The organism is Nonomuraea sp. NPDC050643, assembly GCF_040654715.1.
GTDB lineage: Bacteria > Actinomycetota > Actinomycetes > Streptosporangiales > Streptosporangiaceae > Nonomuraea.
This window is the reverse complement of the sequence record NZ_JBFAIM010000122.1, coordinates 1-20,491: the sequence shown is the minus strand read 5'-3', so window position 1 is coordinate 20,491 and position 20,491 is coordinate 1. Positions and strand designations below refer to the sequence as shown.

The window sequence follows — 20,491 nt, the reverse complement described above, 5'->3', positions numbered from 1 at the left end:
CCGCATCCGCGACGCGCAGGCCCCCGCCACCCCGGCGGCCCGGCAGGCCGGCATCGTCAGGGACTTCAAGCAGGCCTGGGAGGCCAAGGACATCGGCGCCCTCATCGCCCTGCTCGACCCCGACGCCACGGCGATCGCCGACGGCGGCGGTGTCGTCGGCGCGGTGCTCCACCCGGTCGAAGGCGCCGAGCAGATCGTGCGCTCCATCGTCCATCTCGAGGGCAGGCTGCGCGACCTGACGCTCCTGGAGCGCACGGTCAACGGCCGGCCCGGTCTGATCGCCCAGCTCGACGGCGTCACCGTGTCGGTGTACGCCTTCGAGGTCGCCGGCGACCGGATCAAGCACATCTGGGCCGTGCGCAACCCCGACAAGCTCCGGCCGTGGACGATGGGACCCGCCTCGTAGAACCGTCGGCCTGGCCGCCGTCCCCGGCCGTTCGTCGTCCTGCTCACGTTTCGTCGATCACCGCGGTTCCTCGTAGGGGATGCGGCTCAGGTGCAGGATGTCGCCCAGCGTGCCCCACTCGTCGCCGCCGAGCTTGGTCAGCGGGCGCAGCCGTCCGGCGTCAGGCCGGCCGTCGACGAGATACTCCTCGTGCACGGCCGCGAGGAAGATCCTGCCGAAGACCAGGGTGGAGTTGCCCATGCGCAGGGTGGTGTGCGACCGGCACTCCAGGACGACGGGAGCGGCGGCAACCCGGGGCGGACGCACATGACGGCTGGGCTCGCGTTCGATGCCCGCGAAGCCGAACTCGCTGACGGTCCGGGGGAAGTCGGTGGCGGTGTCGCGGATCAGGCGCAGCATCGGTTCGGAGGAGAAGTTGACGACGAACTCCCCGGTGTCCTCGACATTGCGCAGCGAGTCCTTGCGGCCGATCGAGGTGAACTGCACGATCGGCGGATCGGTGCTGGCGATGCTGAAGAAGGAGTGCGGCGCGAGGTTCGCCACCGCCGCGTCGGGCGTGATGGTGGAGATCCACGCGATCGGACGTGGGACGACGACCGAGGTCATGAACCGGTAGAACGCATCCCCGCCCAGGGCCTCGGGATCGAAGTCGACACGCATGCCGCTCAGTATTCATCGCGCTCACACCCTGTGGTGGCCCGCCACGCGGAGCCATTTCGGGGCCCGTCGTGCGGCCCCTGGAGGGTCTTCCCACACGGCGCCGGGTCAGCGCGGCCGGCGTAGGCCGGCGATGAGGAGGGCGACCAGCCGCCGCGCGTCGTAACGGGGGTCGTTGTCCGCGCCGATGCAGAGGTTGCCGACGCCGCGCATGAGCTCGAGGGCGTTGAGGTCGGAGCGGATCTCGCCGGCGGCGGCGGCAGCGTCGAGGAGCCGGGTGCACACGGGCACGAGGCGGTCGAGGAAGTAGGCGTGCAGCGTCTCGAAACCGGCGCTGTCGGACCGCAGCGCGGCGGCGAGCCCGTGCTTGGTGACCAGGAAGTCGACGAAGAGGTCGATCCACCGCCCCAGCGCGGCGTACGGGCTCGCGACGCTCGACAGCAGGGCCGGACCGGCCTCGGCGCAGGCTTCGACCTGGTGCCGGTAGACGGCGATGATGAGATCCGCCCGGGTCGGGAAATGGCGGTAGATCGTGGCCACGCCGACGCCCGCCCTGGCCGCGATGTCGCGCACCGGCGCCTCGACCCCCGAGGTCACGAACACGGCCGCGGCGGCGTCGAGGAGCGTCCTCTCGTTGCGCAGGGCGTCGGCCCGCTTCCGGGGGGCCGCACGCCCCGCGCCTCCGTCGCCGTCGTTCACCACGCCGCTCCTTCCACCGCCGGACTTGCAAAGCGGAACCGTGTTCCGTATTGTAGCTGGAACCAGATTCCGTTTGCCTATGATGCCAGAGCGCCCGGCACAGGCAAAAACCGTGCCTTGGCCATGGAGGGGGCGCGGCCAGGCGTGCTGCTTGCCGGGTGCCCGTAACGGGCCTCGCATATCGGAAACCCGTTCCGGTTGTTCGCACATCGGGATCGACATCGTTGAAGGAGAAGCCATCATGATCGAAACAGGCCTGGCGCCCACGGGCACGGCCGTCGGCGTGCCCGCTCCCGTCGTCTCGGTGAAGCCGGTCATCCTGGCCGCCCCGGGCCGTGGCGAGGATCTCCAGGTCCGCGTCTCCGCCCCCGCGACCGGCGGTGACCTGCCCGTCATCGTCTTCTCGCACGGCTTCGGCCAGTCGATGAACGGCTACGCCCCGCTGGCCGACCACTGGGCCGCGCACGGCTTCGTGGTCCTGCAGCCCACCCACCTCGACTCCAGGACGCTCGCCCTGCCGCCCGAGGACCCTCGTACCCCGCGGATCTGGCGCATCCGCATCGAGGACCTCACGCGCGTCCTGGACGGGCTCGACACCCTGGAAGCCGCCCTGCCGGGCCTCGGCGGGCGCCTCGACCGCGGCCGTGTCGCCGTGGCCGGCCACTCCTGGGGAGCCCAGAGCGCGAGCGCGCTGCTGGGGGCGCGCGTGCTGGACGCCGGCGGCGTTCCCGGCGAGGACATGTCCGACCCCCGCGTCAAGGCGGGCGTGCTGCTCGCCCTGACCGGCCTGGGCGACGACCTGACCCCGTTCGCGGCCGAGCATTTCCCCTTCATGAAGCCGTTCTTCGGCGACATGACCACCCCGGCCCTCGTCGTCGCGGGGGACCACGACCAGTCCGCGCTGTCCACCCGGGGGCCCGACTGGTTCGAGGACCCCTACGTCCATGGTCCCGAGGGCACGAGCCTGCTCACGCTGTTCGGGGGAGAGCACTCGCTCGGCGGCGTCTCCGGGTACGAGGCGGCCGAGACGACCGACGAGGACCCCGCCCGCGTCGCCCTGGTCCAGCGGCTCACCTCCGCCTTCCTGCGCGGTGCCCTCTACCCCGGCGACACGAGCTGGAGCACGGCGGCCGCCGCGCTGGAGGAGGACCCCAGCCCGCTGGGGAGACTCCAGAGCAAGTAGGCGGGCGCGACACGCCCGATCACCGACGCCCGGCCCGTTTCTCGGCGTCGAGGGTCTCCTGGGCGAGGCGGAGGGTGGTCTGGTTCGCCCGCCTGGCCCCTTGGAGGGCGGTGGCGTTCTGGGCGATCATCGTCCGCTGGTACGCGCTCTCGACGGACAGCCAGACGCCCACCAGATCGGTCCGCTTCTTGCAGGCGAGGTCGGTCCGGGCGGTCGCGAGCTCCTTCTCGGACGTCCCGTCGCGGAAGGCCGGGTCGGCTATGGGATCGAAGGGGGTGGCGTAGGCGTGGCCGGCGGCGCGCATGCAGTCCGACCAGGCCTCGACGGCGGCTCGGACCCGGGGATCGGTGCGCGACCGCTGGAAGCTGATCCTGGACAGGCGCTGGGGGAGCGCGGGATCGGCCCCCGCGGGAGCCATGGCGAGGGCCTTGCGGGTCTGCTCCTGGCAGCCGCCCGGCGGGGCCTCGTCGCCGGTGCCGGTGATGACGGCGATGGACGCGGGGTCCAGGACCGGGCTCTCGGGCGGCTGGTGGGCGGGGTCGCGGGGGCCGAGGCCGTAGCCGTAGGCGGCGGCGTCGGCCGGGTCGGTGAGACCGTAGCGGCGCTCCATCCACGTCCGGGGGCCGACCAGCGGGCGGGGAGAGGAAGTGATCGGAAGGGTGCGGCCGTGACGCCGCGCGCAGCGGATGAGGTGGACGCGGTAGGCGTTGGTCACCGTGAGCCCCTGGGTGGGGGAGTGCTGATAGTCGTCCAGAGGGAGGCGAAGGGCGGCGCCGTCCGGGGTGGGGGCGCCGCTCGGAAGGGCCTGGGCGCACGATGCGGTGAGGGCCGTGACGGCTGTCAGCAGGGCGGCGAGGAGGGGGCGCATGGTGTCTCCCAGAAGGGCGGCCGCGGGCGCGGGCCCGCGGCCGCCCGGAATTCGGGTCAGTTCCAGTAATGGGATTCGGAATTGTTCACGAACGGGGCCGCGGTGTTGCCGTAACCGCCCGGAATGAGTACGCCGCATTGACCGGCCTGATAGGGGTCGGTGCAGATGTAAGCGTTCAGGAACAGGTGCGCGTTGATGGCGGACTCGTCATTGTTGGCGATGAATCCGTTGGCCGTGCTGGCGGACCAGACGGGGTGCCCGGTCGTGTCCATGTACGTGAAGTCCGCCATGCGGCCGGTCAGGTTCGTGTTTTCCCAGATGCACAGGTCGTACCAATTGCAGACGCCGTCCTCCATGGTTCCGGAGATGGGCGGCTTCTGGAACGTGGCGGAAAGCTTGGACTTTCCCAGGTAGGACGGCTCCGGCGCTGCTTGGGCCGGGAGGGAGAGCAGGGGGAGGGCGAGGAATGCCAGGAGCACTCCGATGATGAGGCGGCGCATTGTCGTCCTTTCCTTAGCAGGCGAGGCTGACCTGGGGGGTGGTGCCGTTCATGACCAGCGGCGAGCCGGCGTAGCCGGCCTTGGTGAACACGGCGGTTCCGCCGGCGAAGTAGCTGTTCGTGGTGCCCTGACATGGGAAGTTGGAGAAGTGGAACCCGTAGTTGGCCGGGTTGAACCGCTTGGTGGTCGTGGTGGTGGATCCGTCGCGGTAGAGGTTGAGGTACAGGTCGATCGAGTCGACGACGGCGGTGCACTGCACCTCGATCTCGGTGCGGATGTCGCCGTACAGGCTGCTGACGTACGGGAGGCTGAGATAGCCGCCGCAGTAGATGACGTCCGCCGGCGCGTTGACGCCCTTCGGGGTGTCGGCCTTTCTGGTGAGCGTCATGGTGAACGACTGGGTGGTGCCGCCTTTGAGGGGGACGGACGGCTTTTCCGGGGCGGCGGAGGCCGGGCTGCCCAGAAGGACAACGGATAACGCTAGGGCGACGGATAAGAAGATTGTGCGAAGACGTGCTGGCATTGTTTCGCCTCCTGGGGGGATATGAGTGGTATGCCTTCTGTATAGTGATCCACTCGTCCCGGAGTCGTCTTCGTGATATTGCGTAAAATATCTTGTCAATATCTGCCAGATGTTTGTGACAAGAGGTGAAGTCCCGTGTCGGCCACCGGATCGCGGTTGGCGCGCAGATTGACGGGGTAGAGGCATGTGCCCGGCGCCGCCGGCACGGATAACCGATTGGCCGGCGCCCCCGTCGTGCCCGATGCTGGGGATCGTGATCAGGATTCCGCCGCGCACGGCCACCGACGCCTACTTCGCCAAGATGGGCGGGTCGAGGCGCCCCGACATCGTTTTCGACATCGATCTCGGAGAACTGGTCGACGGCCACCACGTGGTCGCCCGCGCGCTGGAGTTCTCGGACGTCGGCGGTGTGCTGCACTACGAGTTCGTCCCCGGGCTGCGGGAACACGAGGAGGAGACCAAGGGGCCGTTCTTCTGGTATTGGAGGCTGTCCGTCGAGGACGACCTCGGCACCCCCTACCGCGACGACAACACCGGCGCCTTCGACCGAAGCGGCCGGGCGGCCGCGCACGGAACCCGCTACCTGGGCGGGCCGGTTCCCCGAGCGGCCCGCCGGCTGCGTGTGGACTTCACGCCGCCCGATGGACGGACACCGGCGCGACCGTGGTGCCGGCGGCTGGACATCACCCTGCCCGACGGGGGCGTCACGCAGACGTGGACCCGCTAGGGGGCGGGAGAGCGGCTGCTCGGTGAGCCCCGTGCTCGGCGCCGCGCTCTCGTACCTCCTACGCGGGCCCCTACGCGGGGTCCGCCCTGACCAGCCGCAGGAACGCCTTCAACCCCGTGATCACCTCCTGGTTGTCGCTCAGCCCGTCCACGGTCTCGTCGAAACGGCGGGTCATGAGCGTCATCCGGCGGCCCAGATCGTGGTCGGCCAGCTCCAGCCCCCGGCCGGCGGCGGCCAGTTCTTCGATGTCCCTGCGCAGGTTCTGCGTGACCGTCTCCAGCTCGGACACCCGGTCGCCCAGGGCGATCACGTCCACGCGCGGGTAGCGTACCTCCTGCCCGAGGGTCCTGACCCGGTCGCGCAGATGCGAGGTGTACGCCGCGATCGGCCGGAAACCGGTCGCCAGCAGGTAGAACCCGGCGAAGTAGTACCCGGTCTGGGCCCCCGAGAAGAACGTGACGACCGCGATCACCGCGGCGGACACGACGTGGCCGGAGACCGCGAGCACGAGCATGCGCCGGGCGATGTGCCGCGCCTCGTCCTCGCGGTGCCCGGCCACCTCGATGCCGGCCCCCCTGGACACCTGGATCTCGTGGAGGACATGGCGGGCGGCGAAGCACAGGTTCCACGGGACGGTCAGGACGACGACCAGCCAGAGCAGGCAGAGCGCGCCGGCGCCCAGCGACAGGAGCGTGGACAGCGCCACGCCCGCGTAGAGGATCAGCCAGGCGGTGAGCAACGTGACGATCAGGGACGCGAGGAGCAACCACCATTTCATGGGCTCCAGGATGCTGTGCCGCCGCCCATGAGCACGAGCGTTCGGCTACTCAGATCCGGCCTGAGCACCCCGCGGTCCTCTGGTCACGCCGTCGCTTCCAGGGCGTGGTCCCAGAGGCGGTCGGCGGAGGCCGGGTCGACCGACCAGGCCGCGACGCCGGTGGTCGCGTCGGGGCCGCCCGGCACCACCTCGGCCTCCTGGTTGTCGGAGGAGAAGTACCGGCCGGTCACGCCGTCCACGAGCGGGGAGGCGGCGAGCAGCACCGAGGTGGCGGCGCCCTGCTCCGGGGTCGTGAAGTAGCCGGGGGTCAGGAGGTTTCCCTCCTCGTCCATCGCGTCCATCGCCCGCATGGTGGCCTGGTCGACGTGCCGCTGCAGGTTGGTGTGGACGTAGCCGGGCTCGAACGCGTTCGCGGTGACGCCGTCGGCGGCCCAGCGCCGGGCGACGCCGACGGCGAGCAGCACGTCGGCCGTCTTCGACTGCGCGTACGCGGCCCACGGATCGTACGGGCGGCGCTCGAAGTGCGGGTCGTCGAAGTCGAACGGCGCGCGCAACTGGGCACCCGAGCTCACCACGACCACCCGCGCGCCGCCGGCCTGCCGAAGGTTGTCGCGCAGGCCGGTGATCAGCGCGAAATGTCCGAGGAAGTTGGTGGCCAGTTGCAGCTCCCAGCCGTTGGCGGCGAGCCGGCGGTCGGGCAGGGCCATGATCCCGGCGTTCGCGACGATCGCGTGCACCGGCCCGGTCCAGCCGGCCGCGAACGCGCGCACCGAGCCGAGATCGCTCAGGTCCAGGGCCCGCTGCCCGCCGGTGGGGTTGCGGGTGGCGACGGTGACCTCGGCCCCCGCGCCCTCGAGTGCCCGGACGGTCGCGAGACCGATCCCCGAGGCGCCGCCGGTGACGATGATCCGCCGCCCGGTGAGGTCGACGCCGGTAAGGATCTCGGCGGCCGTGGTCCTGGCGTCGTACGGGGTGCTGATACGTGTCATGACCGCCACGCTATGAGCCCCGATTTGGACTTGGAATGCTCCCGGGTCCAGGATAGTTGAGTGAGCGTCCAGCAGGCCGATCCTCTCGAAGATGTCCTCACCCTCATCGGCACGACCAGCCACCTGTCGGTGGGCCTGGTGGCCGGCGGCCGGTGGGCGCTGTCGTTCGAGCCGCCGCAAGGGGTCAAGTTCAACGCGGTGCGCCGCGGTCGCTGCGTGCTCACCGTGGACGGTGAGCCGGAGCCGATCGAGCTGGCCGAGGGCGACTGCTTCCTGCTCGTCCGGCCGCGTGCCTTCACCCTGGCCAGCGGGTCGGACGTGCGGCCGGTCCCGGCGGGCCCGGTCTTCGCCGCGGCGGCGGACGGCGTGGCCCGCGTGGGGGAGGGCGACGACGTGGTCTTCGTCGGCGGCCGGTTCGGTTTCGGCGAGCGGGCCCAGGAGCTGCTGCTCGACGTGCTGCCGCCGGTGATCCACGTGCCCGGCCACACCGCCGAGGCCACGACCGTGCGCTGGGCGCTGGAGCAGATCGACGCCGAGCTGCGCGACCGGCCGCTCGCCGCCACGCTGGTCACGGAGCATCTCGCCCTGGTCATGCTGATCCACCTGCTGCGCCTGCACCTGGTCGCCGCCGGGCCGGGCGGGACGTCCGGCTGGCTGGCCGGGCTCGCCGACCCGATCGTGGCGCCGGCGCTGCGGGCCATGCACGCCCGGCCGGCCCACGCCTGGACGGTGTCCGAGCTGGCCGGGGTCGCGGCGGTGTCCCGGTCGACGCTGGCCGCGCGGTTCAAGCAGGTCGTCGGGCGGGGCCCGCTCGACTACCTGACCGGCTGGCGGATCGAACTGGCCGCCGACCGCCTGCGCCGCCGTGACGAGACGGTCGAGGCGATCGCCCGTCAGGTCGGCTACGGCTCGGTCAGCGCGCTGAGCAACGCGTTCAAGCGGGTCACCGGCCTTTCCCCGCGCCACTACCGCGGCCAGGGCGGACGGCCCGTCCCGTGAGGATCGGCGACCCCCGCCCGCGCCTCGGTACGCTGCAACGGCTCCCAGCACCCGATCATGGAGGACACCGGTGAAGAGGCTGATCGCCCGGCTCTGGCTCGGCATCCGCGGGTCGATGCAGTGGCGGCTGCTCTACCTGTCCCAGGCCAAGTTCATGGTCGGCGTGACCGGCGTCGTGCGCGACCGCGACGGCAACGTGCTGCTGCTGCGGCACCGGTTCTGGCACCAGAGCCGGCAATGGGGGCTGCCGACGGGAGGCGCCAAGCGGGGCGAGACCTTCGAGCAGACGGTCGTCCGCGAGGTGCGGGAGGAGACCGGGCTGGAGGTGAGCGTGGGCGAGCTGGTGCACCTCAGGAGCGGGTTCCGGCTCAGGATCGAGGTCGCGTACGCGGCCGCGTACGCGGGGGGCGGCACGATGCGGCTGAACCCGATGGAGATCCTGGAGGCCCGATGGTGCGCCCCCGACGACCTTCCCGGCGGACTCCTGGAATCCCACCGTCGCCTGATCGAGTCGTCAGGTGGGCAGAGCTTGTCAGGCGGGCAGAGCTTGTCAGGTGGGCAGGGTGGCCGTGGCGGAGAAGGCGGGGTCGAGGTGCGCGGTGTCGTTGAAGCGGCGCAGGATCCACCGGGCCTCGGTCAGCACCAGGTGTGACACCGACCCGTTGTCCGCGCCGAGGAACGCGAACGGCCGCGACCCCGTCGCCGCCGCCAGCGCCTCGGCGATCACGCCGCCGTGGGTGAAGACGACCACCCGCTGGTCGGGGTGGGCGGCGGCGAGCCTGCCGAGCGCCTTGCGGATGCGATCGGAGAACGCCGCGGCGGGCTCCGCTCCCGGGATGGCGTCCCAGCGCTCCTCGGCCGCCATCAGCTTCGCGGCCGGGTGGCCCTCCGCGACCAGGCGGCGGAACAGGCCGCCCTCCCACTCGCCGAGATGCACCTCTCGCAGGCCGGGATCCACCACGGGCGTCAGTCCCAGTCGGGCGGCGAGCGGCGCGGCGGTCTGGGCCGTACGCCGCAGTGTGCTCACGTAGATCGCGTCGATGCGCTCGGCCGCCAGTCGCAGGGCCACCCGTTCCGCGTGCTCGCGGCCCTCGGGTGCGAGCCCGGGGTCGCCCTGGCCGTCCACCAGGGGGAACGGCCGGTCGGGGCGCGCGGGCTCCGACTCGCCGTGCCGGACCAGGAGGACTTCGGCCGCCCCCGGCGGCGTACGGAATCGGCCCTGCCGATATTCGACCGGCTTTTCGCTCTCAGATCCCACAATCACCGGACATTACTCCACCGATCCGGATGCGCTCCGAGGGGGTGACCACCGCATGAGGGAGGGGTGAACTCTTTCCGCGCCCTCTGTCCGGTTTGGTGATCACGCCAGCACAATGTCGCCGTGATCCGATTTCTCCTGACGCGTCTGCGTACCGTGATGCTTGTGGCAGTGGCCGGGCTGCTGTCGTTCCCCGGCGTCGCCATGGCCGCCGCCACCCCGCGGGCCGGGGACGCGCCGTCGCAGGGCGCGCGCCGGCCGTACTCGCTGCTGCAGATGAACCTCTGCCTGAGCGGGTACGCCGGCTGCTACGCCCGGACCCAGTACCCGAAGATCCTCGACGAGGCGGTGGAGCGCATCCAGGCCAACGACGTCAACGCGGTGACCCTCAACGAGGCGTGCAGCGGCGACGTGGCCGAGATCGCCGAGCGGACCGGCTACCACTACCGGTTCGCCACGGTCATCTACAACGGCGCCCCGCTGGCCTGCAAGACGCCGGACGGGCGAGGCGAGTTCGGCAACGCCGTCCTGACCAAGGAGGCGATCCGGGGCTCGCAGGACGAGCCGTACTCCGTGTTCAGCGGCGTGGAGCAGCGGCGCTGGCTCTGCGTGCGGACGGCCCGCGGCGTGAACGTGTGCACCAGCCACCTGTCCACCGACGGCGAGACGCCCGGCACCGCCAACTCGGTCCAGTGCGCCGAACTCGCCCAGGTGCTCGCCTCCCGCGGCCGTGCGACGATCTTCGCCGGTGACGTCAACCGCCGATCGTCGTGCGCCCCCAAGGGTCAGTGGACGCTCACCGACGAGGCCGCCGTCCAGGCTCCCGGCATCCAGCACGCCTACGGCGACCTCAGGGCTCCCGTCCTGGAGCTGGAGGGGACCACGTACACCGATCACGACGCGCTCGTGATCCGCGCCCTCCTGCCGAAGTGAGCCGACCTGAGCGGGGAAGGAACCTCCTGCCGGTGACGCGGAGTCTCCGGCAGGCGGGAGGGCGGATGGGTTCCCGGTCGCAGTCCGAGACGGACGACGCCATGATGGCGATCGCGATCGCCGAGGCGAAGAAGAGCCTCGACGACGGGGGTGTCCCCATCGGGGCCGCGCTGGCCCTGGGCGACAGGCTGGTGGGCGCGGGGCACAACGAGCGCGTCCAGCGGGGAGACCCGATCGCCCACGGGGAGATCGCGTGCCTGCGCAACAGCGGTCGCATCACCTCATACCGCGACATGACGCTGTACACGACGCTCTCGCCCTGCGAGATGTGCAGCGGCGCGGTGCTGCTCTTCCGCATCCCCCGGGTGGTGATCGGTGAGCGGGAGACCTACCCCGGCGACGTGGACTTCCTGCGCTCGCGGGGCGTCGAGGTCGTCGTGCTCGACGACGAGGTGTGCCGGTCGATGATGGCGCGGTTCCAGCGGGAGAGCCCCGGCGTGTGGAGCGAGGACATCGGCGGACGATGAAGACCGGGCGGGGGTGCTCCCGGCCCGCCGGTCGGCCGGGCGGGGTGGCCTTCACACTCACGTCGTTCCGCGATGACGCGAAGGTGATGGGGGAGACCCGGCGGGCTTCGCCTGTGAAGCCCGCCGGCGCGGATCACCGCGGCGGCTCGGTGGGCTCCCGTCCGAGGCGGTGGTGCGATGTGGACAGGGCCGGGAGCTCGGGATGGTCGCGCAGCGCCGCGACGACCGCGTTCACCGCGGCCCGCTGCGTCGTGCCGCGCCGCACCACGATGGTCACGTTCCGGTGGACCGGCGTGCTGAGCCCCCGGGTGACGACGGCATGCTCAGGTGTGACGGCCAGGGCGGGCAGCAGGGCGATCGACCGGCCCGCCTCGACGTGTCGCAACAGCATCAGGTAGTTGCCGAACCGGCAGGCCACCCGGGGCTCGAACCCCGACTCGCGGCACAGCCGCACGGTCAGCTCCGCCATGTACGACTGCGGCCGGTCACACGCCCAGATCTCGTCCTTGCAGGCCGCGAGGCTCACCGTCGTCCGGCAGGCGAGCGGGTGCCCGGGCGGGAGCACCAGCACGATCTGGTCGCTCCCCAGGGGAATGAGTTCGAGGTCGGCCCCCCACGAGAGGCCGGTGTAATCGGTGGTGGTGACGATGATGTCCGCCTCGCCCGAGCGCAGGGCCGGTCCGCTCTCATGAGGCTCCAGCTCGATCAGTTCGAGGTGCAGACGCGGGTGGGTGGTGGCCAGGCGCGTCGCCGCCGGCACCGCGAGGGTGTAGATCGCGCTCTGGAACACGCCGAGCCGTACGAGGCCGATCGGCTCGTCGTTCAGGGCGTGCAGCTCGGCCTCGGCCTCGGCCATCTGGTCGAGGATCTCCCGGCCGCGCCGGGCCAGCAGCAGACCGGCCGGGGTCAGCCGTACGCGCCGTCCGGTCCGCTCGAGCAGCCGGCATCGGGTCTCGGTCTCGAGCACGGCCAGTTGCTGGGACACCGTCGAGGCGCTCAGGTGCGCGGTCTCGGCGACGGCGCGGACGGTGCCGAGGGTTTCGAGCAGGCTGAGCAGCCGTAGCCGTCCCGAGTGGAGCACATCCCGATTGTACGGTTTCACCGAACAGAACAGTCGAAACTGTGCGATGGACGCGTGCAGTGGTGCATCCCTAACGTCGGTCGCATGAGTCCCGAAACGACCCATGTCACCCTGGAACGCCACCTCATCCGCTACAGCGGCCATGCCGCGTTCACGCCCGAGGTCATCGCCCGTGCCGCGGGCACGTCGGTGTTCACCGAGAGCGGTCGCGAGCTGCTCGACTTCACCTCCGGTCAGATGAGCGCGATCCTCGGGCACTCTCACCCCGCGATCGTCGCGACGGTCCGCGAGCAGGTCGCCCTCCTCGACCACCTCCACAGCGGCATGCTCAGCCGCCCCGTCCTCGAGCTCGCCCGCCGGCTCGCCGGCACGCTGCCCGATCCTCTGGAGAAGGCGTTGCTCCTCACCACCGGGGCGGAGGCGAACGAGGCCGCGGTGCGGATGGCGAAACTCGTCACCGGCCGCCATGAGATCGTCTCGTTCGCCCGCTCCTGGCATGGGATGACCCAGGCCGCCGCGAACGCCACCTACAGCGCCGGCCGCAAGGGCTATGGGCCCGCCGCGCCGGGCAACTTCGCGCTGCCGGTGCCGGACCGCTTCCGCCCCGACATCGTCGGCGCCGACGGCTCACTCGACTGGCGCCGCCAGCTCGACCTGGGCTTCGACCTGATCGACGCCCAGTCGGTCGGCAGCCTCGCCGCGTGCCTGGTCGAACCCATCCTCAGCTCCGGCGGTGTCATCGAACTCCCGCCCGGCTACCTCGCCGCCCTGGCGCGCAAGTGCCGGGAACGCGACATGCTGCTGATCCTCGACGAGGCCCAGACCGGGCTGTGCCGGACCGGCGACTGGTACGCCTTCGAGCACGACGGCGTCGTCCCGGACATCCTCACGCTGTCCAAGACGCTCGGCGCGGGGCTGCCGCTGGCCGCCGTGCTGACCAGCGCGGAGATCGAGGAGCAGGCGTACGAGCGAGGGTTCCTGTTCTTCACCACCCACGTCAACGACCCGCTGCCGGCCGCCGTCGGCAACACCGTCCTCGACGTGCTGGCCCGCGACCGCCTCGACGAGCGCGCGCGCCTGCTCGGCACGGTGTTGCGCGCTCATCTCGACGGGCTCGCCGCCCGCCACGCCATCGTCGGGGACGTCCGTGGCCGCGGGCTGCTGCTGGGCATGGAGCTGGTCGGTGACCAGGTGCTGGGCGCCGGCGGCGCCGACCGGCTCGGAGCCGCCGTCACCCGGCGCTGCTTCGACCTCGGGCTGCACATGAACATCGTTCAGCTACCTGGAATGGGAGGCATCTTCCGGATCGCGCCCCCGCTGACGGCGAGCGACGACGAGATCGCCCGCGGCGCCGCCATTCTCGACCAGGCGCTCACCGACGCCGCCCGGGACGTCTGACAGGTCCGCGCTCGGACGCCGTCCGAGCGCGGACCCGGTGGGGCTGGGGTGTCAGCAGCCTCGGCCGCTGATGATGCCGAGCTCGGGGGTTCCGTCGTAGGACCTGCAGGAGTAGGTGCCTCCTGGGATGGTGATCCCGGGAGGCCCTCCCGGTGTGCAGCCGGAGGCGATGATGACGTAGCCGAGGAGGTCGCCGAAGTAGACGCGCGACCCACTGGTGCAGGTGTAGGAGACCAGAGCCTGCGCGGACGACGCGGGCAGGGACGCTCCGGCGAGTGCCAGGACCGAGACGACGGCGAGCCGCTTCACCCGGGTGAGCATGCGATTCCTCCTCGTCGAAGGGGATGGGGGAACGCCTTCCTACCCGGAAGCCGGCGCCGGCCACCCGCCGACGCTGTCCGGTATCGGACACCGTGGAGTGTCAGCCGGACCGGCGGAGGTGGACGCAGACGTCGTCGCGCCGGACTCCGTCCTGGTCGGGGGCGGACGACACCCCGGAACGGGGCGGCGGGCCACTGGAGTAGGTGCTGAGCGAGGGGTCGAGCACCCACGTGCCGAGGAAGGGGGCGATGGCGGCGGCGCTCATGGTGTCACCTCGCCGACGCCGTGTACCGCCCACGCGATGCCGTCCACCGCCAGCCATGGCTCGCCGATCACGGTCGCCGGGGTCACCGCGGTGAACGCTCGTACGTCCCGATACAGGTGGGACTGGTCGGCGTAGCCGCCGTCCGCCGCGACCTGGGCCGCGCCCTCGCCCGCGGCCAGGCGATGGGCCGCGTGGTCGAAGCGGACCAGCCGCGCGGCGCGCTTGGGGGCAAGGCCGATCTGCGACCGGAACCGGGACCACAACGCCTCCGCCAGCGCGGAACGGTCCGGCCACGACGTGGCGTCGCCGAGCCGCTGCCGGATTCGTGCCGCGTCCCGGCCCCACAGGTCGTCGAGGGCGACCACGGTACGGTCGAGCTCCGCCGGGGAGACGCCCAGCACGGCGCGTGCGACCACCGGCGACAGGCGTACCTGGACGCACTCGACGTTCTCGCCGCGCACGCGCATGGCGCCGTGCGGGAACCCGGCGACCAGGTTCCCCCGCTGCTGCCGGCCGGTGGCGGCATCCACCACGAGCGGGCCGTTGCCGAACTCCAGGACCAGCGTGACGGCCGGATGCGGGACGACCCGCACGTCGACCGGGCCCTCGCCGCGCCCGCGGAACCCGGCCATGCTGACGCCTGCTGTCCGGCTGGGCCCCGACGGCCTCGCGACCTCCCACCCGGCCACGGCCCCCTGCTCGTGCGCGGCGAATCGCATGTCCCCATGCTAAGAGGCGGGCCCGCCGGAACAATCGTCCAAGACGCGGGCGGGCGGCGGCGGCGACAGTGGGGCCATGAGCCACAGCATCATCCAGAACGCCTTCCAGGCGCTCGCCGGCAACGACCCCGACCGGATCTCCGCGATCTTCACCGAGGACGCCGAATGGCTGTCGCCCCCGGGGAACGCCACCGCCGTCGCGCTCGAGGCGCCCAGCCACATGGTGGGCAGGAAGGCGATCGTGCGCTTCTTCGCCGAGGACTTCCCCCGCCTGTTCGTACGTGACGTCGCCGTCACCTTCCACGGCACCCACACCGACGGCGAGCGGGTGACCACGGAGGCGACCATGGCGGCGACGCTCGCCGACGGCGGCCACTACAGCAACGACTACTGCTTCGTCTTCGAGCTGCGGGACGAGCTGATCCACCGGGTCCGCGAGTACGTGGACACGGCCCGCGGGCACCGCATGATCTTCGGCGAACCTCCGCGGTAGCCACCCCGCCATCGACGGCCCCCACCCGAGGAGACGGTGATCCGCCCGGCCCCCGCGCGCGAATCAGGGGCGGATCTGACATCACCACGGGGAGATCTCATGAGGAAACTGCTCGTCACGCTGCTCGCCGGCGGGGCGCTGCTGGCCACCGGCACGCCCGCCTTCGCCCAGGCCGCGAAGCCCACCCTGGGCCCCTACGGCTACGGCACGGTCAAGCTCGGCATGAGCGCCACGAAGGCGAGGGCCACGGGGAGGATCGTGTTCAAGATGGGTGCCGGGGCGGGCTCGTGCTCCGGCTGGGACCTGAAGGCGCACCCGACCGGCAAGGGGAGCGTGGGCCTGTACATCTCCAGGAAGGCCGGCGTGGCCGTGATCCTGGCGCCGAAGGGGGTCAGGACGCCCCGGGGGATCGGCCTCGGGTCCACGATGAAGCAGGTCAAGAAGGCCTACCCGAGGCTGAGGACCTCGCCCAGCGGGTTCCAGTACGTCTCGGTGCCCGGCAACCCCAAGGCCTACTACGCCTTCATCGCGTCCAAGGGCAAGGTCAGGCAACTGGCCTTCGCGCTCAACAGACAGGACTGCGTCAACTGACGGCGAGGGCGGCGGGCCCCCGGGCCCGCCGCTTCGGTGGGGGTGCGTCAGCGGACGCCGAGCCAGCTGTCGACGACCTGGCAACCCCAGGAATCGCCGCTGATCGCCGAATCGGCGCCGCCGGGGGAACGCCAGGGGCCGACGATCGTCCGGGTGTACGGCCAGTGCGCCGAGTTGCACCTGGCCTCCACCCGGAAGCCGCCGAAGCCTGAGGCGCAGCGGGCCACGGCCACGTTGATCCGCGGCTCGACCCAGTCCGAGCAGTTGTACACATCTGCCTGGGCCGGTGTCGCGGCCATGCCGAGGAGGGCGGCACCGAGTATCGCGGTCGCGGCGGCGGACGCTGCGACCCTGCGCCTGCCGGACGTGTCCCGTTTCCGCATGGGGAACTCCTTCTGGAGCGGCTGGGAAGGCTGCATCGTGATCGATGCCCTCACAGAGTCGCCCGACAGATGACGCCGGAACAGGGCAACAACCGGGCATATGCCGGGCAAACGACATTCCCTATCACGCGGGGTTCTGCTGACCTCACCCGGCCACCGAACCGGGCGAGGACCGCTCGATGGCGGCCGGGCGCCGCTGCGCCGCGCGGATCCGCGAGACGTCCAGCTTGCTCGTACGGTCGAAGCGGTAGACGCCGTTCTGCTCCTGGAAGACGTCGGTGAGCTGGGTGTAGCAGTAGCCGAACATCAGGGGGTCGTCCAGCAGGACCGCGGTCAGCCCGGCGAACCGCTCCTGGAACTCCCGCTCACTCGTCGGGCGTTCGCCGTAACCCCAGGAGCTCTCCCCGGGCCGCGCGTCCGGGTTCCACCAGATGCCCCCGAACTCGCTGCAGAAGTACGGCTGGCCGAGGTAGGGCACCGACCAGGCCGTGCCGTCGGGATCGGCGTTGACGAAGGGCCTCCCGTCGGCCAGGCCCGCCATCAGCCTGCCGAAGGTCTCGGGATCCTGCTCGTAGCAGTGCGAGTCGTAGACGTCGGCGCCGGGCACCCGGTGCGCGTAGCCGGACGCGTCGACCACCGGACGGGTGGGGTCGGCCGCCTTGGTGGCCAGGTACATGCCCAGGGTGACGTCGTCGAGCACGGTGATCCGGTCGTGCCGCCGCTGCCACGTCTCGTTGAGCGGACACCAGCCGACGATGCTCGGGTGGGAGTAGTCGCGCTCGACCGCCTCCAGCCACTGCGTCACGAACGACGCGGTCGGCCGCTGGTTGTCACCGGCGGGCCCGCCGGTGTTGGCCCCCCAGTCCCCGAACTCCCCCCAGACCAGGAAACCCGCCCGGTCGGCGTGGTACAGGTACCGCTCCTCGAACACCTTCTGGTGCAGCCGGGCGCCGTTGAACCCCGCGGCCACGGCCAGTTCGATGTCGTGGCGCAGAGCCTCGTCCGTGGGCGCGGTCATCAGGCCGTCGGGATAGTAGCCCTGGTCGAGCACGAGCCGCTGGAAGCGGACCTCGCCGTTGAGCAGGACGGCGTGCCCGTCGATGGCGATCGAGCGAAGCCCCGCGTAACTGGCCGCGGTGTCGGCCACGGTGTCGGCCACGGTGTCGGCCACGGTGTCGGCCTCGGCGCCGTCGCCGTCGAGCAGGTCGACGCGCAGGTCGTACAGGTGCGGGTCCTCGGGGCTCCACAGCCGTACCCGGTCGGCGGGCAGCGGCAGCCACACCTCGGCGGCCAGGTCGAGGTCGGCGCGCGCCTCCGCCTGCGTGACGGCGCCGGCCTGGTCCGAGACCGTCACCCGGACCCGGTGCCCGGCGCGGGCGGCCGACACCGGCACGGTGACGCGGAACGCGGAGGCCGCGACGTTCGGCGTGATCCGCGGCCGGCCGAGGTGCGTGCCGGGCACGGGCTCGCACCACACGGTCTGCCAGATGCCGGTGGTGCGCCCGTAGTTCGCGCCGGTGCCGTGGTAGGTGACCGCCTGCTTGCCCCGCGCCTGGGCCCCGGTGCGGGGGTCGCGGGCGCGTACGACCACGGTGTACGTGTGCGCAGGGTCGGCCGCGGCGGCCAGATCGCAGGTGAACGGGGTGAACCCGCCCCGGTGCCGCCCGGCTTCGACGCCGTCCACCCACACCGTGGCGTCGTGGTCGACCGCCTGGAAATGCAGCAGCACCCGCCGCCCCGCCCAGTCCTCGGGCACCCGGACGGTACGCCGGTACCAGACGGCCGGATGGAAGTCGGGGTCGCCGACGCCGGACAGCTCTGACTCCGGGCAGAACGGCACGACGACCTCGCCGCTCAGCTCCCGGTCGAGCAGCCCTCGCTCCAGCCCGGAGTCACCCGGATCCCGCTCGAACTGCCAGGTTCCGTTCAGGCACTGCCACGCGGCGCGGACGAACTGCGGCCGGGGGTACTCCGGGCGGGGGATCACAGACACGACGCTCACTTTCTTGTTGGGGGTGGGGCGGATCAGGATTTGACGGCACCCGCGATGCCCTCGACGAAGTACCGCTGCAGGACGATGAACAGCGCGACGACCGGCAGCAGCGAGATCGTCGCGGCGGCGGCCATGCCCGACCAGTCGGTGGTGTTCTCGCCGACGAACGCGAGCATGCCGACGCTGACGGTGCGCAGGTCGGGCCGGGAGAAGGTGAACACCAGCGGCAGGAAGAACGCGTTCCAGGTGGACAGGAAGGTCAGGACGGTGACCGTGGCCGTCACCGGCTTGGCCAGCGGCAGCATGATGCGGAAGAAGACGGTCGCGAACCCGGCGCCGTCGATGAGCGCGCTTTCGGTCAGTTCCTTGGGGATGCCGCGGAAGTATCCGACGTAGAGCAGGATCGCCGCCACGTTCGCGCCGCCCGACATCGCCAGGATCATGCCGGTCAGCGAGTTCAGCAGGCCGAGCCGCTGGGTGAGGTCGACCAGCGGGATGATGGTGTAGCCGGCCGGGACGAACAGCGTGGCGACCAGGACGCCCATGACGACCTTGCGCCCGCGGAACTCATGGCGGGCCAGGACATATCCGGCCATGGCGCACCGGACGACCACGATCACCACCGTGCTCACGGTGACGATCACGGTGTTGAGCAGGTATTTCCCGAACTCCGCCGCGACCCACGCGCGCTCGTAGTTGTCCCACGCCGGGCTCGCGGGCAGCAGGTCCAGCCCTTGGGTGAACACCTCGGCCGACGTCTTCAGCGACGCCGACACCATCCACAGGAACGGGTAGATCCACAGCAGGCAGCCGGCGGCGAGCGCGGCGGCGGCGAGCCACCAGGGCAGCCGGCGCAGCGTACGACCCCAGGTCCGGCTCATGCCGTGCTCCTCGTCTTGCGGGTGGCGCGGATCGCGGCCAGTTGCAGCAGCCCCACGAGGCCGATGAACAGGCCGAACAGGACGGCGGCGGCGGAGGCGAAGCCGAGCCGCGGGATCGTCGCGGCGAACGCCCACCGGTAGATGTAGACCTCGATCACCTCGGTGGAGTAGAACGGGCCGCCCCCGGTCATGGTCAGGACGAGGTCGAAGACCTGGAGCGAGGCCTCGATCGAGAGCAGGGTGATGATGACCAGGAAGGGTTTGAGCAGGGGCATGGTGATGTGCCGCAGGGTGGCCAGGCCGCCGGCGCCGTCGAGGCGCGCCGCCTCGTACACCTCGTTCGGCACGGTCTGCAGCGCGGCCAGCCAGTAGACCAGGGTGATCCCGAACCACTTCCACACGTACACGGCGATCGTCGTGCCCAGGGCCGTCGACGACTGCCCGAGGAAGTCGATGCCGTCCGTCACCAGGCCGATCTCGCGCAGCGCGAGGTTCACCGGGCCGCTCGCCGGGTCGAAGACGAACTGCATGACCACGCCGATGATCGCGGTGGTGGTGACCACCGGCAGGAACAGGGCGGTCCGGAACAGCTTGCGCAGCGGCATGCGCGGCGAGTTGAGGACGATCGCGACCAGCAGGGTCGCCAGCACCTGGAGCGGCACGGCGAAGACCATGAACGTCAGCGTCAGCCGGAACGAGCTCCAGAACATCGGGTCGGCGAGGACCTCGCGGTAGTTGGCCACGCCGATGAACGACGGGCTCGCGTCGAACCCGTTCCAGTCGGTGAGCGAGTAGACGTAGCTGCCGATGATCGGATAGAGGGTGAACGCGCCGCACAGCAGCACGGTCGGGGCCAGGAACAACCAGACGTACGCGGTGCTGTGCGCGGCGCCGGGAGCCCGGCGCGGGGGGAGGGCGACCGTCATTCGCGCGCCTCGGGGGCGGCCTGCTCCGACGGGACGCCCGTGGTGCTCTCGTCGACCACCAGATGCCAGGGCGCCTCGAGCTGGACGGGCGGGCTCTGGTCGCCCTCGACGCGCTGCAGCAGGCGGGTCACGGCGAGCTCGGCGATCCGCTCCTTGTCGGGCGCGATGGTGGTCAGTGCCGGGGTGACGAAGCGGCCCTCCTCGATGCCGTCGAACCCGACGACGGCGACGTCCTGCGGCACCCGCAGCCCCCGGGACTGCACCGCGCGCATCGCGCCGATGGCGAGCAGGTCGTTGACCGAGTTGCTGTTTGAGCAGGGCGAGCTCGTGGTCGGGCAGTTCGCGCCGGGTGAGCGCGGCGGCGTCCGGCAGGGTGCTGAGCCGGACCTGCCC

Annotated in this window: 26 protein-coding genes and 1 pseudogene; 10 read left to right on the top strand and 17 right to left on the bottom strand. The window is 71.3% G+C overall.

The window, feature by feature from the left end; all coding sequences use genetic code 11:
* Window positions 1–406: pseudogene (locus tag AB0I15_RS64995) on the top strand (RNA polymerase subunit sigma-24); the annotation flags it as partial.
* 57 nt (window positions 407–463) lie between these two features.
* Here the strand turns inward: AB0I15_RS64995 and AB0I15_RS64990 are convergent.
* Complete coding sequence (locus AB0I15_RS64990) at window positions 464–1,066, bottom strand: flavin reductase family protein (RefSeq protein ID WP_358120277.1); 603 nt, start codon at window positions 1,064–1,066, stop codon at window positions 464–466.
* Window positions 1,067–1,171: 105 nt separating this feature from the next.
* On the bottom strand, window positions 1,172–1,762 hold the full coding sequence (locus AB0I15_RS64985; RefSeq protein ID WP_358120274.1) for a helix-turn-helix domain-containing protein: 591 nt from the start codon (window positions 1,760–1,762) through the stop codon (window positions 1,172–1,174).
* 241 nt (window positions 1,763–2,003) lie between these two features.
* Between AB0I15_RS64985 and AB0I15_RS64980 the strand changes: the two genes are divergently transcribed.
* On the top strand, window positions 2,004–2,945 hold the full coding sequence (locus tag AB0I15_RS64980) for a chlorophyllase (protein ID WP_358120271.1): 942 nt from the start codon (window positions 2,004–2,006) through the stop codon (window positions 2,943–2,945).
* A gap of 19 nt (window positions 2,946–2,964) precedes the next feature.
* Here AB0I15_RS64980 and AB0I15_RS64975 read toward each other — a convergent pair whose 3' ends face one another.
* From AB0I15_RS64975 to AB0I15_RS64965, 3 genes are read right to left on the bottom strand one after another with little or no spacing between them, the layout of a single operon-like run.
* Entirely contained in the window at window positions 2,965–3,813 is an 849-nt protein-coding gene (locus AB0I15_RS64975; protein WP_358120269.1) for a hypothetical protein, read from the bottom strand.
* A 56-nt stretch (window positions 3,814–3,869) separates the two neighbouring features.
* A complete protein-coding gene (locus AB0I15_RS64970) occupies window positions 3,870–4,313 on the bottom strand; it encodes a peptidase inhibitor family I36 protein (protein WP_358120266.1) in 444 nt (147 codons plus the stop codon).
* A gap of 13 nt (window positions 4,314–4,326) precedes the next feature.
* Complete coding sequence (locus tag AB0I15_RS64965) at window positions 4,327–4,701, bottom strand: hypothetical protein (RefSeq protein WP_358120263.1); 375 nt, start codon at window positions 4,699–4,701, stop codon at window positions 4,327–4,329.
* A gap of 388 nt (window positions 4,702–5,089) precedes the next feature.
* On the opposite strand from AB0I15_RS64965, the gene AB0I15_RS64960 reads away from it, so the two are divergent.
* The gene (locus tag AB0I15_RS64960) at window positions 5,090–5,563 is read left to right on the top strand and encodes a hypothetical protein (RefSeq protein WP_358120261.1); all 474 of its coding nucleotides are present in this window, start codon (window positions 5,090–5,092) and stop codon (window positions 5,561–5,563) included.
* A 70-nt stretch (window positions 5,564–5,633) separates the two neighbouring features.
* Here AB0I15_RS64960 and AB0I15_RS64955 read toward each other — a convergent pair whose 3' ends face one another.
* Window positions 5,634–6,341: a hypothetical protein gene (locus AB0I15_RS64955; RefSeq protein WP_358120258.1), complete on the bottom strand. Its 708-nt coding sequence runs from the start codon at window positions 6,339–6,341 to the stop codon at window positions 5,634–5,636.
* Between the two features lie 83 nt (window positions 6,342–6,424).
* A complete protein-coding gene (locus tag AB0I15_RS64950; protein WP_358120255.1) occupies window positions 6,425–7,330 on the bottom strand; it encodes an SDR family NAD(P)-dependent oxidoreductase in 906 nt (301 codons plus the stop codon).
* Between the two features lie 60 nt (window positions 7,331–7,390).
* On the opposite strand from AB0I15_RS64950, the gene AB0I15_RS64945 reads away from it, so the two are divergent.
* Entirely contained in the window at window positions 7,391–8,329 is a 939-nt protein-coding gene (locus AB0I15_RS64945) for an AraC family transcriptional regulator (RefSeq protein WP_358120252.1), read from the top strand.
* A gap of 70 nt (window positions 8,330–8,399) precedes the next feature.
* Window positions 8,400–8,981, top strand: a complete 582-nt coding sequence (locus AB0I15_RS64940) for an NUDIX domain-containing protein (protein WP_358120249.1) — start codon at window positions 8,400–8,402, stop codon at window positions 8,979–8,981.
* Here AB0I15_RS64940 and AB0I15_RS64935 read toward each other — a convergent pair.
* Window positions 8,880–9,593, bottom strand: a complete 714-nt coding sequence (locus tag AB0I15_RS64935; RefSeq protein WP_358120246.1) for a histidine phosphatase family protein — start codon at window positions 9,591–9,593, stop codon at window positions 8,880–8,882. The two genes, AB0I15_RS64940 and AB0I15_RS64935, sit on opposite strands and share 102 nt — an antisense overlap.
* A 117-nt stretch (window positions 9,594–9,710) precedes the next feature.
* On the opposite strand from AB0I15_RS64935, the gene AB0I15_RS64930 reads away from it, so the two are divergent.
* Both AB0I15_RS64930 and AB0I15_RS64925 read left to right on the top strand, forming a co-directional pair.
* On the top strand, window positions 9,711–10,520 hold the full coding sequence (locus tag AB0I15_RS64930) for an endonuclease/exonuclease/phosphatase family protein (protein ID WP_358120243.1): 810 nt from the start codon (window positions 9,711–9,713) through the stop codon (window positions 10,518–10,520).
* A 65-nt stretch (window positions 10,521–10,585) separates the two neighbouring features.
* Entirely contained in the window at window positions 10,586–11,047 is a 462-nt protein-coding gene (locus AB0I15_RS64925; RefSeq protein WP_358120240.1) for a nucleoside deaminase, read from the top strand.
* Window positions 11,048–11,180: 133 nt separating this feature from the next.
* Here the strand turns inward: AB0I15_RS64925 and AB0I15_RS64920 are convergent, their stop codons facing one another.
* A complete protein-coding gene (locus AB0I15_RS64920) occupies window positions 11,181–12,128 on the bottom strand; it encodes a LysR family transcriptional regulator (protein WP_358120237.1) in 948 nt (315 codons plus the stop codon).
* An 84-nt stretch (window positions 12,129–12,212) separates the two neighbouring features.
* On the opposite strand from AB0I15_RS64920, the gene AB0I15_RS64915 reads away from it, so the two are divergent.
* Window positions 12,213–13,526 (top strand): aspartate aminotransferase family protein, encoded by a 1,314-nt coding sequence (locus tag AB0I15_RS64915; RefSeq protein WP_358120235.1) that lies wholly within the window; start codon window positions 12,213–12,215, stop codon window positions 13,524–13,526.
* 51 nt (window positions 13,527–13,577) lie between these two features.
* Here AB0I15_RS64915 and AB0I15_RS64910 read toward each other — a convergent pair whose 3' ends face one another.
* From AB0I15_RS64910 to AB0I15_RS64900, 3 genes are all read right to left on the bottom strand, one after another.
* Complete coding sequence (locus tag AB0I15_RS64910; RefSeq protein ID WP_358120232.1) at window positions 13,578–13,847, bottom strand: hypothetical protein; 270 nt, start codon at window positions 13,845–13,847, stop codon at window positions 13,578–13,580.
* A gap of 100 nt (window positions 13,848–13,947) precedes the next feature.
* Window positions 13,948–14,112, bottom strand: a complete 165-nt coding sequence (locus AB0I15_RS64905; RefSeq protein WP_358120229.1) for a hypothetical protein — start codon at window positions 14,110–14,112, stop codon at window positions 13,948–13,950.
* Window positions 14,109–14,831: a helix-turn-helix domain-containing protein gene (locus AB0I15_RS64900; RefSeq protein WP_358120227.1), complete on the bottom strand. Its 723-nt coding sequence runs from the start codon at window positions 14,829–14,831 to the stop codon at window positions 14,109–14,111. The genes AB0I15_RS64905 and AB0I15_RS64900 overlap by 4 nt, the downstream gene beginning before the upstream one ends.
* Window positions 14,832–14,907: 76 nt before the next feature.
* Between AB0I15_RS64900 and AB0I15_RS64895 the strand changes: the two genes are divergently transcribed.
* A complete protein-coding gene (locus tag AB0I15_RS64895) occupies window positions 14,908–15,324 on the top strand; it encodes a nuclear transport factor 2 family protein (RefSeq protein ID WP_358120224.1) in 417 nt (138 codons plus the stop codon).
* Between the two features lie 99 nt (window positions 15,325–15,423).
* On the top strand, window positions 15,424–15,915 hold the full coding sequence (locus AB0I15_RS64890; protein WP_358120221.1) for a hypothetical protein: 492 nt from the start codon (window positions 15,424–15,426) through the stop codon (window positions 15,913–15,915).
* A 47-nt stretch (window positions 15,916–15,962) separates the two neighbouring features.
* On the opposite strand, the gene AB0I15_RS64885 is transcribed toward AB0I15_RS64890, so the two are convergent.
* The 5 genes from AB0I15_RS64885 to AB0I15_RS64865 all read right to left on the bottom strand — a co-directional run bounded on the left by AB0I15_RS64885 (window position 15,963) and on the right by AB0I15_RS64865 (window position 20,388).
* Entirely contained in the window at window positions 15,963–16,298 is a 336-nt protein-coding gene (locus tag AB0I15_RS64885; RefSeq protein ID WP_358120218.1) for a hypothetical protein, read from the bottom strand.
* Window positions 16,299–16,443: 145 nt separating this feature from the next.
* On the bottom strand, window positions 16,444–18,291 hold the full coding sequence (locus AB0I15_RS64880) for a sugar-binding domain-containing protein (RefSeq protein WP_358120215.1): 1,848 nt from the start codon (window positions 18,289–18,291) through the stop codon (window positions 16,444–16,446).
* Between the two features lie 32 nt (window positions 18,292–18,323).
* A complete protein-coding gene (locus AB0I15_RS64875) occupies window positions 18,324–19,172 on the bottom strand; it encodes a carbohydrate ABC transporter permease (RefSeq protein ID WP_358120212.1) in 849 nt (282 codons plus the stop codon).
* Entirely contained in the window at window positions 19,169–20,098 is a 930-nt protein-coding gene (locus AB0I15_RS64870) for a sugar ABC transporter permease (RefSeq protein ID WP_358120210.1), read from the bottom strand. Before AB0I15_RS64870 ends, AB0I15_RS64875 begins: the two co-directional genes overlap by 4 nt.
* Complete coding sequence (locus AB0I15_RS64865) at window positions 20,095–20,388, bottom strand: substrate-binding domain-containing protein (RefSeq protein WP_358120280.1); 294 nt, start codon at window positions 20,386–20,388, stop codon at window positions 20,095–20,097. The genes AB0I15_RS64870 and AB0I15_RS64865 overlap by 4 nt, the downstream gene beginning before the upstream one ends.
* Window positions 20,389–20,491 lie beyond the last annotated feature (103 nt).

What these genes read in the sequence shown, in the direction of transcription:
- AB0I15_RS64910 (WP_358120232.1), bottom strand. Translation starts at nt 13,847, where the DNA reads ATGCTCACCCGGGTGAAGCGGCTCGCCGTCGTCTCGGTCCTGGCACTC.
- AB0I15_RS64950 (WP_358120255.1), bottom strand. Translation starts at nt 7,330, where the DNA reads ATGACACGTATCAGCACCCCGTACGACGCCAGGACCACGGCCGCCGAG.
- AB0I15_RS64885 (WP_358120218.1), bottom strand. Translation starts at nt 16,298, where the DNA reads ATGCGGAAACGGGACACGTCCGGCAGGCGCAGGGTCGCAGCGTCCGCC.
- AB0I15_RS64955 (WP_358120258.1), bottom strand. Translation starts at nt 6,341, where the DNA reads ATGAAATGGTGGTTGCTCCTCGCGTCCCTGATCGTCACGTTGCTCACC.
- AB0I15_RS64875 (WP_358120212.1), bottom strand. Translation starts at nt 19,172, where the DNA reads ATGAGCCGGACCTGGGGTCGTACGCTGCGCCGGCTGCCCTGGTGGCTC.
- AB0I15_RS64890 (WP_358120221.1), top strand. Translation starts at nt 15,424, where the DNA reads ATGAGGAAACTGCTCGTCACGCTGCTCGCCGGCGGGGCGCTGCTGGCC.
- AB0I15_RS64915 (WP_358120235.1), top strand. Translation starts at nt 12,213, where the DNA reads ATGAGTCCCGAAACGACCCATGTCACCCTGGAACGCCACCTCATCCGC.
- AB0I15_RS64895 (WP_358120224.1), top strand. Translation starts at nt 14,908, where the DNA reads ATGAGCCACAGCATCATCCAGAACGCCTTCCAGGCGCTCGCCGGCAAC.
- AB0I15_RS64925 (WP_358120240.1), top strand. Translation starts at nt 10,586, where the DNA reads ATGGGTTCCCGGTCGCAGTCCGAGACGGACGACGCCATGATGGCGATC.
- AB0I15_RS64990 (WP_358120277.1), bottom strand. Translation starts at nt 1,066, where the DNA reads ATGCGTGTCGACTTCGATCCCGAGGCCCTGGGCGGGGATGCGTTCTAC.
- AB0I15_RS64900 (WP_358120227.1), bottom strand. Translation starts at nt 14,831, where the DNA reads ATGCGATTCGCCGCGCACGAGCAGGGGGCCGTGGCCGGGTGGGAGGTC.
- AB0I15_RS64970 (WP_358120266.1), bottom strand. Translation starts at nt 4,313, where the DNA reads ATGCGCCGCCTCATCATCGGAGTGCTCCTGGCATTCCTCGCCCTCCCC.
- AB0I15_RS64975 (WP_358120269.1), bottom strand. Translation starts at nt 3,813, where the DNA reads ATGCGCCCCCTCCTCGCCGCCCTGCTGACAGCCGTCACGGCCCTCACC.
- AB0I15_RS64905 (WP_358120229.1), bottom strand. Translation starts at nt 14,112, where the DNA reads ATGAGCGCCGCCGCCATCGCCCCCTTCCTCGGCACGTGGGTGCTCGAC.
- AB0I15_RS64980 (WP_358120271.1), top strand. Translation starts at nt 2,004, where the DNA reads ATGATCGAAACAGGCCTGGCGCCCACGGGCACGGCCGTCGGCGTGCCC.
- AB0I15_RS64870 (WP_358120210.1), bottom strand. Translation starts at nt 20,098, where the DNA reads ATGACGGTCGCCCTCCCCCCGCGCCGGGCTCCCGGCGCCGCGCACAGC.
- AB0I15_RS64965 (WP_358120263.1), bottom strand. Translation starts at nt 4,701, where the DNA reads ATGACGCTCACCAGAAAGGCCGACACCCCGAAGGGCGTCAACGCGCCG.